The sequence below is a fragment of the Paenibacillus sp. HGF5 genome, assembly GCF_000204455.1.
Classification (GTDB): domain Bacteria; phylum Bacillota; class Bacilli; order Paenibacillales; family Paenibacillaceae; genus Paenibacillus_AQ; species Paenibacillus_AQ lautus_A.
The window spans coordinates 58167-73467 of record NZ_AEXS01000133.1; the positions used below are offsets into that span (position 1 = coordinate 58167).

13 protein-coding genes and 3 riboswitches are annotated in these 15301 nt (G+C 52.7%); of the genes, 7 read left to right on the plus strand and 6 right to left on the minus strand.

The features are described from left to right. Nucleotides 1-170: 170 nt before the first annotated feature. From HMPREF9412_RS20975 to HMPREF9412_RS20985, 3 genes are all read right to left on the minus strand, one after another. Entirely contained in the window at nt 171-1031 is an 861-nt protein-coding gene (locus tag HMPREF9412_RS20975; RefSeq protein WP_009593743.1) for an RNA polymerase sigma-70 factor, read from the minus strand. Between the two features lie 38 nt (nt 1032-1069). Next, nucleotides 1070-2257 carry an NAD(P)/FAD-dependent oxidoreductase gene (locus HMPREF9412_RS20980; protein WP_009593727.1) on the minus strand — a complete coding sequence of 396 codons (1188 nt, stop codon included), beginning with the start codon at nt 2255-2257 and terminating at the stop codon, nt 1070-1072. A 171-nt stretch (nt 2258-2428) separates the two neighbouring features. Beyond that, nucleotides 2429-3877 carry an aminotransferase-like domain-containing protein gene (locus tag HMPREF9412_RS20985; protein WP_009593729.1) on the minus strand — a complete coding sequence of 483 codons (1449 nt, stop codon included), beginning with the start codon at nt 3875-3877 and terminating at the stop codon, nt 2429-2431. Nucleotides 3878-3978: 101 nt separating this feature from the next. On the opposite strand from HMPREF9412_RS20985, the gene HMPREF9412_RS20990 reads away from it, so the two are divergent. Continuing rightward, nucleotides 3979-4896 carry a DMT family transporter gene (locus tag HMPREF9412_RS20990; protein WP_009593721.1) on the plus strand — a complete coding sequence of 306 codons (918 nt, stop codon included), beginning with the start codon at nt 3979-3981 and terminating at the stop codon, nt 4894-4896. Nucleotides 4897-5008: 112 nt separating this feature from the next. Here HMPREF9412_RS20990 and gcvH read toward each other — a convergent pair whose 3' ends face one another. Further along, entirely contained in the window at nt 5009-5398 is a 390-nt protein-coding gene (gcvH, locus tag HMPREF9412_RS20995) for a glycine cleavage system protein GcvH (RefSeq protein ID WP_009593709.1), read from the minus strand. A gap of 169 nt (nt 5399-5567) precedes the next feature. After that, nucleotides 5568-5690: riboswitch (glycine riboswitch) on the minus strand. 185 nt (nt 5691-5875) lie between these two features. Then, a riboswitch (glycine riboswitch) is annotated at nt 5876-5976 on the plus strand. A gap of 3 nt (nt 5977-5979) precedes the next feature. Continuing rightward, nucleotides 5980-6085, plus strand: a riboswitch (glycine riboswitch). A 107-nt stretch (nt 6086-6192) separates the two neighbouring features. Here gcvH and gcvT point away from each other — a divergent pair. Genes gcvT through gcvPB form a run of 3 tightly spaced genes read left to right on the plus strand, consistent with a single transcriptional unit; the run spans nt 6193 to nt 10105 of the window. Beyond that, a complete protein-coding gene (gene gcvT, locus HMPREF9412_RS21000; RefSeq protein WP_009593744.1) occupies nt 6193-7305 on the plus strand; it encodes a glycine cleavage system aminomethyltransferase GcvT in 1113 nt (370 codons plus the stop codon). After that, nucleotides 7302-8651 carry an aminomethyl-transferring glycine dehydrogenase subunit GcvPA gene (gene gcvPA, locus HMPREF9412_RS21005; RefSeq protein WP_009593755.1) on the plus strand — a complete coding sequence of 450 codons (1350 nt, stop codon included), beginning with the start codon at nt 7302-7304 and terminating at the stop codon, nt 8649-8651. Before gcvT ends, gcvPA begins: the two co-directional genes overlap by 4 nt. After that, complete coding sequence (gene gcvPB / locus HMPREF9412_RS21010) at nt 8648-10105, plus strand: aminomethyl-transferring glycine dehydrogenase subunit GcvPB (protein ID WP_009593750.1); 1458 nt, start codon at nt 8648-8650, stop codon at nt 10103-10105. The genes gcvPA and gcvPB overlap by 4 nt, the downstream gene beginning before the upstream one ends. A gap of 343 nt (nt 10106-10448) precedes the next feature. Here gcvPB and HMPREF9412_RS21015 read toward each other — a convergent pair whose 3' ends face one another. After that, the gene (locus HMPREF9412_RS21015; RefSeq protein ID WP_009593714.1) at nt 10449-12113 is read right to left on the minus strand and encodes a DUF4901 domain-containing protein; all 1665 of its coding nucleotides are present in this window, start codon (nt 12111-12113) and stop codon (nt 10449-10451) included. 121 nt (nt 12114-12234) lie between these two features. Here HMPREF9412_RS21015 and HMPREF9412_RS21020 point away from each other — a divergent pair, with 121 nt between their 5' ends. Continuing rightward, nucleotides 12235-13017 (plus strand): arylamine N-acetyltransferase family protein, encoded by a 783-nt coding sequence (locus HMPREF9412_RS21020; protein ID WP_009593706.1) that lies wholly within the window; start codon nt 12235-12237, stop codon nt 13015-13017. A gap of 42 nt (nt 13018-13059) precedes the next feature. Here HMPREF9412_RS21020 and HMPREF9412_RS21025 read toward each other — a convergent pair whose 3' ends face one another. Then, a complete protein-coding gene (locus HMPREF9412_RS21025) occupies nt 13060-13539 on the minus strand; it encodes a nucleoside deaminase (RefSeq protein WP_015735860.1) in 480 nt (159 codons plus the stop codon). Nucleotides 13540-13760: 221 nt separating this feature from the next. Between HMPREF9412_RS21025 and HMPREF9412_RS21030 the strand changes: the two genes are divergently transcribed. Continuing rightward, nucleotides 13761-14129 carry a hypothetical protein gene (locus HMPREF9412_RS21030; protein ID WP_009593751.1) on the plus strand — a complete coding sequence of 123 codons (369 nt, stop codon included), beginning with the start codon at nt 13761-13763 and terminating at the stop codon, nt 14127-14129. Between the two features lie 62 nt (nt 14130-14191). Further along, nucleotides 14192-15301: ABC transporter ATP-binding protein (locus HMPREF9412_RS21035; RefSeq protein ID WP_009593701.1), on the plus strand; the 1110-nt coding region annotated here is incomplete at its 3' end.

Consider the following 15301-nt stretch of genomic DNA (forward strand, 5'->3'; position numbering starts at 1 on the left):
TCTAATTACCCTGCAATATGGAATACGAATCCAGTTTCATGCGACCTTCATAAAAAGCTCATGCAATCGAGCTGCAGGCTTAGCGCCGGGACATTCAACGTCTTTCCCTTGCCAATAAAAAAAGCAGCCTCCCTCTTCAGAGGTCGGCCGCAATGTAAAACTGTAATGGCTTAAATCCCTGTCAGTTTATCCGGATTTCTCACGATATAGATATCCTGCAGCAATCCATTCCGGATATTGAAGAAAACGACGCCCGTTACGTTCCCGGCTTGCCGGAAAACAACCCCGGTTTGATGGTTCAATTCCCTGACCTCGATCTCCGGCGCAACACCATCCTCCAGCTGTGCTTGGCGCAGAATGCCGCTAAGAAAACGGGCAACCCGCTCCCGGGTTTCGACCGGCCTTGTCGCGGCGATCACTTTACCGCCGCCGTCGGACAGAAGGACGGCATCGTCCGCCAGCAGGGACAGGACATGTTCGGCGTTTCCCTCGGACAGGGCCGTGAAGAATCGGTTTACCCATTCCTCCTCGACGGACCCTACGCCAATCAGGTCCTCCTCCGTGATCCCCATTTTTCCTCTTGCCCTGCTCATGAGCTTGCGGCAGTTGGCCTCGGTTTTATCGATCAGCCCGGCGATTTCCGGGTAATCGAATCCCAGCGCTTCCCGCAGGACGAATACGGCCCGCTCCGAGGGAGACAGCCGTTCGAGCAGAACCAGCATGGCATAAGAGAGCAGCTCTTGGTTCTCGACGGTCTCATAGGTCTCGCTGTAGGATTCCGGAATCGGCTCGGGAAGCCAAGGACCGAAATACTGCTCTCTCCGATTTCTGGCTGACTTGATCTCGTCGAGACAGCGATTCGTCACCATTTTGCACAAATAGGCTTTGGGCTCCCGTATTTGTTTGATGGGAAGGCTTTGGAACTTCACGAACACATCCTGTACCGCATCCTCTGCATCCGTAACCGTTCCGGTCATTTGATACGCCAGATGAAACAGAAGACCCTTATACTGTTCATACAGCTCTAACATACCGTCTTTTCATCCTTTCAAGCTGGATTGTCCCTTATCTAACGAACCATGCTGGAATAATTCCACATGAACGTTTTGACCTTGTAAGCCAGCTTTCCTGTGATCATCAGATCCATTCCCCAGGCACGTGACCACACCAGGCCGTGTCCGGGTCCCAATCCAACCGTATACCCTTCATTTACGCTCCTGTGCTTGGCGGCTGGGGTTCCGGTTACATCCGCCTGCACGATGCCGCCAAGCCGCGCCGCTTGCGGAATCGCTTCCTTGCATGTCATCCGGTCTGCGGCACCGCTTACGGAATCGACCACATGCGCGCAATCGCCAATGCCGTATACTCCCGGCGCATCCTTGACACGGTAGCTTTCATCCACAACGATCTGCCCGTCCGCCGTCACGGGCAGCCCCAGGCTAAGCAGGGCGGGATTCGGAGCCAGACCAAGCGTCCACACCGTAAGGCCGACAGGGATAGGAGCTCCTTCAAGAAAATGAAGCTGCCCCTGTTCCTCCTTTAGCGCTCTTCTCCCCTGATGAAGGACTATGCCAAGCTCGGTTAGATATCGTTCAAGCCGTTTCCCTACTTTGGCAGGCCCTTCGAGGAACAAGCGATCCTGAGCATTGAACAGATGCACCCGAATATGTGCCGGGTCTAAACGGAGCTTACCCGCCTCAGCCCGCATCGCGTGAATCAGCTCGGCCGACGTCTCGATTCCGGTAATGCCTGCACCGGCAACGGCAATGCTCATCAGCCGCTGCTTCTCTTGCGCATCCGTTTCTGCTGCCGCCAGCCTAAGATTGGACTGCCAGCGTTCCCGGATACGTTCCGCCGCTTCCATGCCTGTCAGCGATATGCCGCCTTGTTCCGGTGCTGCCTGGCGCACGACGCTTCCAATCGCCATCACAAGGACATCATACTCCATCCTATGCTCCTGCCCTCTGCCGTCTTCCAAGTTCAGCAGCTTGCTCTCCTTGTCAATGTTAGTCACCCTGCCCTGTATGAAGCGGGTGCCTTCCGGCATGACCTGTTCCCACGGGACGGTTATGCTTTCCCCGCTTACGGCAGGGCGGAATAAAAGCACTTTCCGCACATGGGCGGACCCTTGATCGATAAGGAACAATCGCAGCTTTCTTCCGTTCAGCCCTTTCTGGCAGCCTTTATGAATGGCTTTGAGGGCATGTATGCCGGCAAAGCCTCCACCTACGACAACGCATGTGAAATCCTTTATCATAACAACCCATCTCCTTTGGTTTATGCGATTTGCACATAACACGAGATGGGGGCTGTTTTTGTGACATGACTCCCAACCTTTTTAGGGAAACTGACTGCTCTTCATCAGCAAGCCCCATAAAAACTCTCTTTGATGTCCGATTCATCCTTGAAATCATGCCAATATGTTGCGCTAATCCTGCTTCACACGGTCCGATATCTCAACGAGGCGACGTATTCCCTCATCCAGCTGAACTTCGCTGATATAAGAGTAGCTGAGCCTGATCCACGATTCCATCCGATCCAGCGGATCGCATATCCGCCCAGGAACAAACGCTACCGATTCCGCCAAGCATTGCTGCAATAACGCATCCACGTTGATCGTTTCCGGCAGCCGTATCCATAGATTCAAGCCGCCTCCCGGGCTGCTCCAGCTCCAATCCGTAGCCGCCAGCAGGTTCTCCATCCTCGTTTTTCGAAGCTCCAGCGCAATCCGAAGCTTGGCCACATGCTCCTGCAGCCTGCTGGAGAAGAAATAATGCTGAAAGATCTTTTGCGTCAACAAGGGCGTACCGTTGTCCGAAAGAGCCTTGACCGGTACGATTACCTTCATCAGCTCCGGACGAGCGGCCAGGACCGATATCCGCAGGCCAGGGGCAACGTATTTGCTGAAGCTTCGAATATGAATGACGTAGCCCTCGGTATCGTAATAAAAAAAGGGCAGCGGCGGCGGATCTCCAAAATAAATGTCGTGATAAACCTCATCCTCCACCAGAATGCATTCATATCGTTCGGCTAGTTCAACCAGCGCCTTGCGCTGCGTTACAGGAACCGTATATCCTGTCGGGTTTTGAAACGTCGGGTTCATGTAGAACAGCTTCGGCTTCTCCGTCCGCATCATATATTCGATATGTTCCAGGTCGTATCCTTGCGGCGTAATCTCGATGGGGAGCAGATTGACATTTTGCTGAATAAAAACATCAATCGCCGGGCTGTATGTCGGCCGTTCGATCAATACAGCATCTCCGCTTTTGACGAGCGAACGCGAAATCAGATCAATCGCTTGCTGGGATCCCGTCGTAATCAGCAGTTCTTCCGGATGAACCGCTATGCCCTGCTTCTCCATGAAATACCAGGCCATTTCCTCGCGCAGCTCCAAATCTCCGGACACCGAAGAATAAGTGCTCAATACCTTCGGATACATGTCAAACACTTGTTTGACGTGATTGGACAAGAATGCATTCGGCAGCAGCGATGGATCGATCAGCGCTTCCGACATCTGGTAATCGACCTGATGCCTGTGGATGTCGGACAAGCGGCTGCGATTGACGTACAGCGATCTGGCCTGATATTCCCAAGGCGGGCTGAATGCAAGGGATTCCGCCGAAACGTCTTCTGCCTTACCTGCCACATAATACCCTGATTTATATTTAACTTCCACGATGCCGTCCTCTAGCAGCTGCTGATAAGCCTTCAATACCGTTAATCGATGAACCTTCAAACGCTCCGCCATAACCCTAACCGACGGCAGCTTGTCAGACTCCTTCCACTCCCCTGTTGCAATGCCCTTCGTAACGGTATCGTAAACCAGCTGCTGCAATGTTCCTTTTCCTGCCTTTTCATCCATCATCGAAAGCTTCATCCGTTCTTTCCCCCTGATCTATTTGCAGGCGAATCTGTTCTAGCAGACCCGAATCTGTTCTATTAACTACCTATTATAGTATAGAAAAAGGAGGATGCAGCATGATTATTTTTAACTACTTATTAATGTGCGCCATTTTCAGTACCACGTTTCTCGCTATTAAAATCGGCGTGGAGGCTGGGCTGCCGCCATTCCTCTCGGCGGGGCTTCGATTTCTTCTGGCGGGCGCCTTCATCTTCCTATGGATGATATTGCAGCGCAAGGCAAAACCGAGCCTGCTCCTGCGTAAGGAATTCCTTCTGATCGGGATGACCAGCACGTTTCTGACGTTTGCGACGCTGTATTGGGCCGAGCAGCATGTAGCTTCTGGCATTGCCGCCATACTGTCGGCTACGGGCCCCATGATGATCCTGATGATTCAATCCGTTGTCATGCGGAAAATAGCCCGGCGCAGCGATTACTGGGGCTGCGCGGTCGGATTTGCGGGCGTGTGCGTGCTCATCATGCCCAAGCTGGCGATTGGGAGCGACCTCATCTGGATTCTGAGCTGCATGGTCATCCTTATAGGCGAAATCGGTTATAGCGTGGGCTCGCTTGCTACCCGCAAACTGTCCTTTGACATGCCGGATATCTCGCCGATTACGATCAATGCGGTGCAGATGATGCATGGGGGCTTGGCTTTATTGCTTCTATCCTTGTTCAGTGAACGCGGGCAATGGACTGGGCTGACAACGATGCCTGCCATAGGATCCGTCTTATATTTGACAATCGTCGGCTCGATGCTGGGCCATAGCCTGTATGCCTGGCTGCTAAAAGCGACGAATGCCTTTTTCCCGTCCACCTGGCTCTTCGTGTCGCCAATCATCGCACTGGGACTCGGTGCATTTCTGTACGGCGAAACGATTTCACTTTATTCGGTCCTAGGCAGTTTGTTCATTATCGGCGGGATTCTGATCGTGAATCTGCCCGAGCTCCGGACACGTTTCATGTCGCGCCGCATGGCATCAAGCTCAGGATAAAGCGTGGCATGGTTCCTCGAATGAATGGATAAATGGAAACGGCTGCGACCCGTAATTCTCGTTACGTGTCGCAGCCGTTATGCTATGTGATGCTATTGTTATGTTACGATTCTTAATCCACTTTGGCACGATAAGCATCCGCGGTCAGCAGTTTGCCTAGTGCTTCGGCCAGATCACCTTCCACCTCTACCTCCATAATCCATCCGCCTTCGTACGGCTCTCCGTTCACAAGCTCAGGCTGGTCTTCCAAGGAGGTATTCACTTTCGTAATGGTTCCGGAAACAGGGGAATACAGCTCCGAAACGGTTTTGACCGACTCAATGGTGCCAATGCTATCGCCTGCGGAAACCGCAGCGCCCGTCTCGGGAAGCTCTACGAATACGATATCGCCCAGCTGGCACTGCGCATGATCGGAAATACCGACGCGCACCACATTTCCATCAACCCTCAATGCCCATTCATGATCGTCGCTGTACACCAAATTCTCTCTGATTTCGCTCATTTTCGAATACTCCTCTTTTCTTAAAAAATGAAATTAAGGTGAATGAAAAAAAGGACGCGAAAAAAGGCTTTCGCCTTCTCTCTGTCCTCGGTACCTGAGAGTTTGTGATCGGCCGCCTCTTAACGGTTCGATCTTTCCCCTTGGGTGGCTTGCGCACTCTCCAGAGCTGCGTCGGATGGCGGTTCGTTTACCTGAGAGATTACTCGTCAGCCCGGCAGGCATAACGGTTTGCTCCTTCGGTGCCGCACGGGTTATCTCCAACTCGTTAGCGGTCTCTCCCATCCATCGTCATTCGCATATTCGGTTGGCTTATTCTCCCACAGAATAAAACAGGGACGAGTCGATGTCAAGATTTCTAACAAAAATTTTAAACATGATCCTATTTTTGATGAAATAAAGGTTGACACTTTATGGAGAGACACGTTTATAATAATCACAAGAACGTAGGAAGATGACAACTCAATATGTTTCACGCGGATGATGGTATTGGGAGAGATTACCGACAGACTGACAGGTAGCGCCGAAGGAGTAAGCCGGATCACGGTGAATCTCTCAGGCAAAAGGACCTTTACCGGACGCACCTCTGGAGAGAATTCTGAATAAGGAATCACCCACGGGGAAACTCACACACGCTTGACACAATACTAACATGACATGTGGGGTAACTCTCAGGTACAAAGGACAGAGCAGAAGGATTACGCAACGAGCGGGCTTTTTGGGCACGGCTTGTTATCCTTCTGTCTGTCCTTTTTTGGTGTTTCCCGATTGACCATGCCAATTAAAGAGGTGAAGAGATGAGTTCATTACAACGTACACCGCTTTACCCGCTTTATTCCGATTTTCCTTCTACTCGCTGCATCGATTTCGGCGGCTGGGAATTGCCCGTGCAATTTTCCGGCATCGTGCAAGAACATGAAGCCGTGCGCAAGCACGCCGGCCTGTTCGACGTCTCCCACATGGGTGAATTTATGATCAGCGGACAAGACGCCCAAGCTTTCATCCAGAACATGACCACGAATGACGTCACCCGAATTTCGGTCGGTCAGGCCCAGTATACGCTAATGTGTGATGACAACGGCGGTACGGTCGATGACCTGCTTGTGTATAAACTGTCGTCGGATCGATTCATGCTGGTTGTGAACGCATCCAACATCGATAAGGATCTTCAGTGGCTTCATGAACACGTCACAGGTGATGTCGCCATCCGGAACGTATCCGCGGAGACGGCACTGATTGCACTCCAAGGACCTGCCGCCGAGAACATCTTGTCGAAGGCAACCTCGGAGACGATCGGCGATCTCCCCTCCTTCCATTTTATCCAGAACGCGCAAGTATGCGGCCATGCCGCCTTGCTTTCACGGACCGGTTATACCGGTGAAGACGGCTTTGAAATCTATTGCTCCGCCGGGGATGCGCCGGATATCTGGAGAGGCCTGTTAACCACAGGGGAAGACCATGGACTCATTCCGGCCGGACTTGGTGCACGCGATACGCTCCGCTTCGAGGCGAAACTGCCATTGTACGGGCAGGAGCTTTCGAGCACGATCTCACCGCTTGAAGCCAGCCTCGGTTATTTCGTGAAGCTGGACAGCGGCGATTTCATCGGACGGGAAGCGCTTCAGCAGCAGAAACAAGACGGTGTGCGGCGTAAGCTGGTTGGCATTGAGCTGATTGATCGCGGTATCCCGCGGTCCCATTACCCTGTATTCAACGGCAATGGTGAACCGATCGGTGAAGTGACCAGCGGTACTCAATCTCCCTCGCTCAAGCGAAATCTTGGATTGGCTTTGATCGAAACCCCTTATGCAAGCTTGGATTCCGAGGTATGGGTCGAGATTCGCGGTAAGAAATTAAAAGCCAAAGTGGTTAAGACACCATTCTATAAAAGAGGAGCTGCCTTATCATGAAGCATCGTTACTTGCCAATGACAGATCAAGATCAGGCCGACATGCTTGCCGCCGTCGGAGCAGAGACCATCGAAGACCTGTTTGCCGATATCCCTAAATCCGTCCGATACAACGGCGTCCTCCCGATGTCGAAACGGCTGGGTGAGCCGGAGCTGCTGAAGCATATGCGCCGCTTGGCGGACCGCAATGCCGATTTCGACCGGTATACCAGCTTTCTCGGAGCCGGATTGTATGACCACCACATTCCCGTCGTCCTCAATCATGTGATTTCCCGTTCCGAATTTTATACGGCGTACACGCCCTACCAACCGGAGATCAGCCAAGGCGAGCTGCAAGCGATCTTTGAATTTCAATCTTATATCTGCGAATTGACCGGCATGAAAGTAGCCAATGCCAGCATGTATGACGGTTCCACGGCACTGGCTGAAGCAGCGGCGCTTGCCAGCGGGGCAACTAAACGAAAGAAAATCGTTATTTCCCGAGCCGTTCACCCGGAAGCCCGCGAGATCGTTCTGACTTCGGCCCACGGCCTCGATCTGGAAGTCGTTGAAGTCGGCATCGTTAACGGCGTTACCGACCCGGATGCGCTCGCCGCTGCCGTTACGGATGACACGGCAGCCGTGCTTCTGCAATCGCCGAACTTCTTCGGCTGCATTGAGGACGTGAGATCGATCGAGCCCTTGGTTCATGATCAAAAAGCATTGCTCGTGCTGAGCGTAAACCCGCTGTCGCTTGGGCTGCTCGAATCCCCTGGCGTGCTTGGGGCCGACATCGTTGTCGGTGATGCCCAGCCGCTCGGCATTCCCGCCTCCCTCGGCGGGCCGACCTGCGGATTCTTTGCGGTATCCGAGCCGCTGATGCGCCGCATTCCCGGCCGGATCGTGGGTCAAACCGTCGATAAGGACGGCAAACGCGGCTTTGTGCTGACGCTGCAGGCAAGGGAACAGCATATTCGCCGGGAAAAAGCAACGTCGAACATCTGCTCGAACCAGGCGCTGCTCGCGCTGTGTGCCTCCGTTTATATGTCTACGATGGGTAAAGCCGGCATGCAGGAGGCAGCGCTTCTGAACGTGCGCAAATCCCATTACGCTGCCGACCTTGTCGCCAAGGGCTCCTTATCCCTCCCATTCAGCTCTCCGTTCTTCAATGAATTCGTAGTGAAGCTGCCGGATGGAACCAACGTGAAGGAGATCAACTCGAAGCTGCTGGAGGCCGGTTATATCGGCGGTTATGATCTTGGCTCTACGTACCCTGAGCTTCATGGATGCATGCTGATCGCCGTGACCGAACGGCGGACGAAGGAAGAAATCGACCAGTTTATTGGTGAATTGGAGGCGATTGTATGAAACCGGAAAAAGCCTTGATATTTGAACTCAGCAAGCCCGGCCGCGTCGCCTATTCCCTGCCCGAATGCGACGTACCGGAAACCGACGTCGCTTCATTCATACCGGAGAGCCTGCTGCGCAGCAAACCGGCCGAACTGCCGGAGGTATACGAAGTGGATGTCATCCGTCATTATACCGAGCTGTCGCGACGGAATTTCGGCATCGATAACGGTTTCTATCCGCTCGGGTCATGCACGATGAAATACAACCCGAAGATCAACGAGGACGTTGCCCGTTTTGCCGGTTTTGCCAAGATTCATCCGTACCAGCCTGAGGAAAGCATTCAGGGCGCACTGGAGCTGCTGTTTACTCTGCAGAACGACCTGGCGGCATTGACCGGTATGGATCAAGTAACGCTGCAGCCGGCTGCGGGTGCCCATGGCGAATGGACGGGGCTGATGCTGATTCGCGCCTACCATGAGAGCCGCGGCGAGAAACGCACCAAGGTCATCGTACCCGACTCCTCTCACGGCACGAACCCGGCCAGCGCAACGGTAGCCGGTTACGACACGATCACGATTAAATCCAATGAGCGGGGCATGGTGGATCTGGATGCCCTCCGCGCCGTCGTTGGTGAGGATACGGCGGCCCTGATGCTGACGAACCCGAGCACGCTTGGCCTGTTTGAGGAGCAGATCGTGGAAATTGCGGAAATCGTGCACGACGCCGGCGGTCTGCTGTACTACGACGGAGCCAATTCCAACGCCATCATGGGAATTACCCGACCAGGCGACATGGGCTTTGACGTGGTCCATCTCAACCTGCACAAAACGATGAGCACACCCCATGGCGGAGGCGGTCCCGGCGCAGGCCCTGTCGGCGTGAAAAGCCTGCTGATCCCGTTCCTGCCGAAACCGATCGTGTCCAAGCGCGAGGACGGCACCTTCTATTGGGATTACGACCGTCCCCAGTCGATCGGCCGCGTGAAGGCGTTCTATGGCAACTTCGGCATCTTGGTTCGTGCCTATGCGTATATTCGCACCTATGGACCGGAAGGACTTCGCCGCGTCTCCGAGCTCGCCGTGCTGAATGCCAACTACATGATGCATCGTCTGGCCCCTTATTACGAAGTAGCCTACCCGGGCTTATGCAAGCACGAATTCGTGCTGTCCGGCAGAAAGCTGAAGGAGTACGGTGTGCGAACCCTGGACGTTGCCAAGCGGCTGCTCGATTTCGGATATCATCCGCCAACCATCTATTTCCCGCTTAACGTGGAGGAATGCATTATGATCGAGCCGACCGAAACGGAGAGCAAAGAAACGCTGGACGGTTTCATCGACACGATGATCCAGATCGCAAAAGAAGCCGAGTCTACGCCGGACGTTGTCATTAACGCCCCTTACACCACGGTTGTGAAGCGACTCGACGAAACGACGGCCGCGCGCAAGCCGGTATTAAACTGCACCTGCGGGTAGCGCAGGAGTTGATCCGTTATAATCGCTTAACAGCTATCGACATGCTTTCCCAGTAGGCAGACCGCATACAGCGGCTGTTTTCTTGCAAGCTAAGGATGTGGTACGTCTCTGAAATTCATGCTCTCTAATCTCTTAAGTAAAGGTGTCCCTCACCGTAGTAGCGGCTGTAGGGACACCCTTTTTATGTTGCATAATATTAGCTTAATACATCCGTTGGATCTCAGACACAGCAGCAGCCCACTTGCCCTCATATGATGCTCTGACACCCTAGGGACTTGCGCTGGCCCTGTGCATCTATCTCAATAAACCTACTGTCATTCCTGGTACTACCCATGCCAACGATTCAGCATCGCTCAATGGCTCTTAATTTGGACCATATCAATTCTCCGCTAACGGCATCAATAAATTCCAAAAGATACTCTGATACGCTTACTCCTGTTTTTGCTCGTCTCTTATACACGGGATCATAGATTAACCGGTAGTGGGCCGTGCCGTCGTCACCATCCATATACCACCTGAGCGACACATCCAGCTGTTCCGCATATCGTGCGAGCGCCGATGACGCAGAAATCGCAGCCTTAAACCCGCAAGCCTCCAGCTCACGGATTTTCTCATAAGACACACTGCGGTACAAAAGCACTTCTCCCGTAATCGTGCTTACGCAAATATTTACACGCTCCAGACGTACCCGGTATTGATCGATATATAGCGGCAAGTGGAAGAATTCCCGATCCCGCGGCTCAGCTTCGCCCTCTTCCCCCTCTTGCTCACTGTCCGTTATCCCGGCCTCCAAATCCCATTTCACTTCCAACCGCAAATACTTGGCGTATGACGGAAAAAATCTTCGTAAGAACCGCTCTGCTCGGTCCCAGCATTGCTCGCGAGTAAGCACCGCCTCTCCGCCGGAGCTTTCCGGTTTATAATGGTACGCCTCTAAGCTGCCAGTGGCCTTATCTATATGTATCATGTAAGCTGCCTGAAGATTGCGAAGCGTTTTTCCCCACCGCCGTTCAAAATATCGGTCCACCGATAACGGATCGGTCGCCGATTGATCCGCTTCATCCTCGTTCATATCGCTTTTGTCAAAGTACAATAAAATCAGGTTTTGATCGTCCCCCCTAGGCTTATCCAGAACATACCGCTCCGTATCAATGCCCAGCTGGGCCTCCCAGAACGGAATTAAATCTGAATCTTCATCTGAGCTTGAATGTTCGGTTCCGGTCCTTGATGGGAGAACAGGCTTAACGGGATAAACGTTATTTAAATTACCGGGATCCGCAGGCGTGATTGGAACAGTCGGCGGCAGCAAATCATGCTGCAGGTTATGTAAGGGTTCACCCGTAACGGCATCGATCTTACGACGCCCCTGAATCGGTTCATAAACCAGCCGATGCTGATCTTCTTCCCCCTCCATGTCATATATAGAGGGATACAGTGTGGTTATGATGGGCTGCATCTCCATATCTTGAAGGATCCTTTGCTTCGCAGCCTCCGCACTAACGAGCCTGTCCGGCCAAACCGGCAGCTCCATTCCCGGGAATTCTTCCGCCTTGTAAAGCACGATATTGAAATCGGCGTCAAGCCGGATCTCACAACCGGAGCGCGGCAGCGGCAATCCGCCGGCTTCTGCCCTAAACTCAATCTCAACATAGTTTCGTTTGATCTCTGATCGAATCCAGGTAAGCGCTGCATAATTCGGATGATGCCGGATCATGAAGGTTTTAGCTATGTCCGCTGCCTGCTCTGTGGTGCGTCCTGCCTCTATCGCGCTTCCCCATATTGTGTCATCACGTTCTTGGCTGATCTGAAGCCTCATCAGCTTACCGGTCTCCAGGCTTAATGAAACCTCAATTCGGCTGTTCTCGGAATGAGGGTCCTCCCAAATAAACGTTCTCTCTTTTTCATCGAACCCCTTAGGGGTGTTATCCTCCATAACAAGTTCATAATGCTCAGGTATGAAGGTGATCGTTCCTGCAGCTGCCCGGAGTGCCTGGACATCCATGGTCATATACCGCTTCGCCTCCTTCTCCTTCTCTATTAGAAAGCTCTATTTTATGATATAAAGTGTATATAATTATATACGGCTTACTTCTACCAAGCTGACAATTTACGAAAGATGCGGTGATCGAATGAGTAACCCGACACATGGCCTGGATGTTAACCAGTATCTTGACCGTATTGGATATACGGGCCCGATTGTGAACAGCGCTTATATGCTCGCCAGACTGCAGGAGCAGCATGTGCATACCGTCCCCTATGAAAATCTCGATATCCTTGACCGAATTCCGCTTTCCCTGGAAGTTCCCCATCTCTACGATAAAATCGTCACCCGCCATCGCGGCGGCTACTGCTTCGAGCTCAATGCGTTGTTTGGCTGGCTGCTGCATGAACTGGGCTTTCAGGTCACTCATTACTTCGGTCGCTTCTGGCGGGATGAGACCGATACGCCTGCTAAGCGGCGGCACCATATCCTGCAGGTGGATATCGAAGACCAGCAATATATTGCCGACGTCGGAGTGGGTGGCGCCGGACCTCGCCACCCTTTGGAGCTGGTAGATGGCCTGGAGCAAACCCAGGGGAACGAAACCTACCGGCTGGTTCAGACCGAGGCTTATGGCTGGATGCTCGAGGAGTGGAAAAAAGATGCCTGGGATCCGGTCTTCTCTTTTACGGAAGAACCTAACTTACCGAAAGATTTCATCACCACCTCCTTCTGGTGCGAGCATGCCCCCGATTCGCCGTTTAATAAAACGGCCCGGGTATCCATACGTACCGCTGAAGGCAGAAACACCGTGGATGACGACGAGTTCAGAATCTACAAGTCCGGCGGCGTCCACACCTTTAAACCGGGAAATCCACAGGAATATGCCGAAGCGCTTCATACTTATTTCGGTATCCCTATCGATAAATAACAATAAACCGGGCTTCCCTAGCAGGGAGCCCGGTTTTTACGATTAATATTCAATTTTGCGCTCCGCAGAGCTCCACGCTTGGAATGGCAGCAAATAATCCGCTGTCCGAACCTGCTTCATGGGGATGGAACGCTGATCCATCGGCATGGCGATTTCATCGTATATGAAATGATCATCAAACCCGATCTCGGCCGCATCCTGCTTCGTGCTTGCATAATAAACGGCATCGGGCCTTGACCAGTAGATAGCCCCCAGACACATCGGACAGGGTTCGCAGCTGGTATAGATCGTGCAACCTTTCAATTGAAAATCCTCTAAATGCAGGCAGGCTTCCCGTATGGCTTGCACCTCGGCATGAGCGGTAGGGTCGTTCAGCGCAGTAACCAAATTCCGGCCCCTGCCGATCACTTGACCATCCTTAACCACAATCGCCCCAAAAGGACCTCCTTCCACGTGCTGAACGTTTCGATGGGCTTCTGCAATCGCCTGATGCATCCAGTACTCATGATTATGATCACTCATTATGTACAGCTCCCTTCCCATGTTCATCCCGATCCCGGCGTGCGTAATCAAACCATCCTGATCAACCGGGCGGCTAACTCTCATCATAGCATATCTTCTTACGATCTCCTTCATTTTCCAATCTTTTCACTAAAATGGATTGACGAACTGTATACAAACGTATACAATCACGAGTAATGGTATACAAACGTATACATTTGATGTTGAAGGAGGTTGGTTACATGCGACAAGAGGAACCAAATACGCCGGGCCAGAGTCGGTCGGAGCATCGCGACCGGGACAGCGACCGGGACAGCGACCGGGGCAGTCACCGGCACGGCGGACGGCACGGAAGACGGCGCGAGGAAGGTCATGGCGGCAGGGAAGGCGGGAAGATGGCGCAAACGTTCCGCCGGGGGCGTGCGCTCTCTTTCCTGGACAACCTGGTTGTGAAGCGGGAGACCCTGAAGAAACAGGTCAATGATCCGGACCTGCAAGCCATTCGGGACGTGGTCAGCGGAGAGCTGAAAGCGGTGGACCAGATCATTCAGGAGTACATTCAGGCTTTTGAATTGTATGATACGAGGCAGTCTCAGGACGGCCAGCAATAATGGCCCAGGCCATTCATAAACCAATAACCATGACAGAGGTAGGACTTGGAGCGTGATGATTTTTGATTAGAAAGTTTTTTTCATACTATCGGCCCTATAAGGGACTGTTTGTTCTGGATTTTATGTGCGCCGTCATTGCGGGACTGCTGGAGCTTGCTTTCCCGCTTGCCGTCAGCAAATTCATCGACGAGCTGCTGCCGAGCCAGGATTGGCCGCTTATCCTGATTGCCTGCATCGTCCTGCTGTCCATCTATGCGCTAAATACCGCGCTGCAGTATATCGTGACGTATTGGGGACATATGCTCGGCATCAACATCGAGACGGACATGCGGGAGAAAATGTTCTCCCATATTCAGAAGTTATCCTTCCGCTTTTTTGATAACAACAAAACCGGCCACCTGATGGGCCGTATCACGAACGATCTTAACGACGTCGGCGAAGTGGCCCACCATGGCCCGGAAGACGTGTTCATCGCCGTCATGACGCTGCTCGGTTCCTTCTCCTTGATGGCCTACATCAACCTGGAGCTTGCGCTGCTGACCTTTATCATCGTGCCGCTGATGGCATGGCTGATCATCAAGTTCGGCGGCAGAATGACCACGACTTATCGTCAATTGTTCCGAAACGTGGGGAATTTCAATGCCCGCATCGAAGACAATGTCGGCGGCATCCGCGTGGTTCAATCGTTTGCGAACGAAGAGCATGAGAATAAGCTGTTTCAGGAAGAGAACAAGCAGTTCCGCGCCACCAAGCTGCTGGCTTATAAAACGATGGCAAAAAGCACGTCCGTCAGCTATATGCTGATGCGTTTGATCACGGTCTTCGTGATGATCTGCGGCGCATGGTTCTTCATTCAAGGCAAAATCGAGATGGGCGAATTCATGGCATTCCTGCTGCTCTCCAACATCTTCTTCCGTCCGATCGAGAAGATCAACGCGGTCATTGAGAGTTATCCCAAAGGCATTGCCGGCTTTAAACGCTACCTGGAAATCATGGATACCGAGCCGGAGATCGCCGATGTGCCTGATGCCGTATCCCTTTCATCGGTACGGGGAGATATCCGCTTCGAAGGCGTAACCTTCGGGTACGAGCCTTCCCGAACGATACTGAATAACATTTCCCTTGCGATCCGTGCCGGAGAAACGGTTGCGTTCGTCGGGCCGTCCGGTGCT

Bases quoted from the DNA above. Each gene is read 5' to 3' on its own strand.
- HMPREF9412_RS21025 (WP_015735860.1), bottom strand. From the start codon at position 13,539: ATGAGTGATCATAATCATGAGTACTGGATGCATCAGGCGATTGCAGAA.
- HMPREF9412_RS21015 (WP_009593714.1), bottom strand. From the start codon at position 12,113: ATGACCATGGATGTCCAGGCACTCCGGGCAGCTGCAGGAACGATCACC.
- gcvH (WP_009593709.1), bottom strand. From the start codon at position 5,398: ATGAGCGAAATCAGAGAGAATTTGGTGTACAGCGACGATCATGAATGG.
- gcvPA (WP_009593755.1), top strand. From the start codon at position 7,302: ATGAAGCATCGTTACTTGCCAATGACAGATCAAGATCAGGCCGACATG.
- HMPREF9412_RS20975 (WP_009593743.1), bottom strand. From the start codon at position 1,031: ATGTTAGAGCTGTATGAACAGTATAAGGGTCTTCTGTTTCATCTGGCG.
- HMPREF9412_RS21030 (WP_009593751.1), top strand. From the start codon at position 13,761: ATGCGACAAGAGGAACCAAATACGCCGGGCCAGAGTCGGTCGGAGCAT.
- gcvPB (WP_009593750.1), top strand. From the start codon at position 8,648: ATGAAACCGGAAAAAGCCTTGATATTTGAACTCAGCAAGCCCGGCCGC.
- HMPREF9412_RS21020 (WP_009593706.1), top strand. From the start codon at position 12,235: ATGAGTAACCCGACACATGGCCTGGATGTTAACCAGTATCTTGACCGT.
- gcvT (WP_009593744.1), top strand. From the start codon at position 6,193: ATGAGTTCATTACAACGTACACCGCTTTACCCGCTTTATTCCGATTTT.
- HMPREF9412_RS20985 (WP_009593729.1), bottom strand. From the start codon at position 3,877: ATGAAGCTTTCGATGATGGATGAAAAGGCAGGAAAAGGAACATTGCAG.
- HMPREF9412_RS20990 (WP_009593721.1), top strand. From the start codon at position 3,979: ATGATTATTTTTAACTACTTATTAATGTGCGCCATTTTCAGTACCACG.
- HMPREF9412_RS20980 (WP_009593727.1), bottom strand. From the start codon at position 2,257: ATGATAAAGGATTTCACATGCGTTGTCGTAGGTGGAGGCTTTGCCGGC.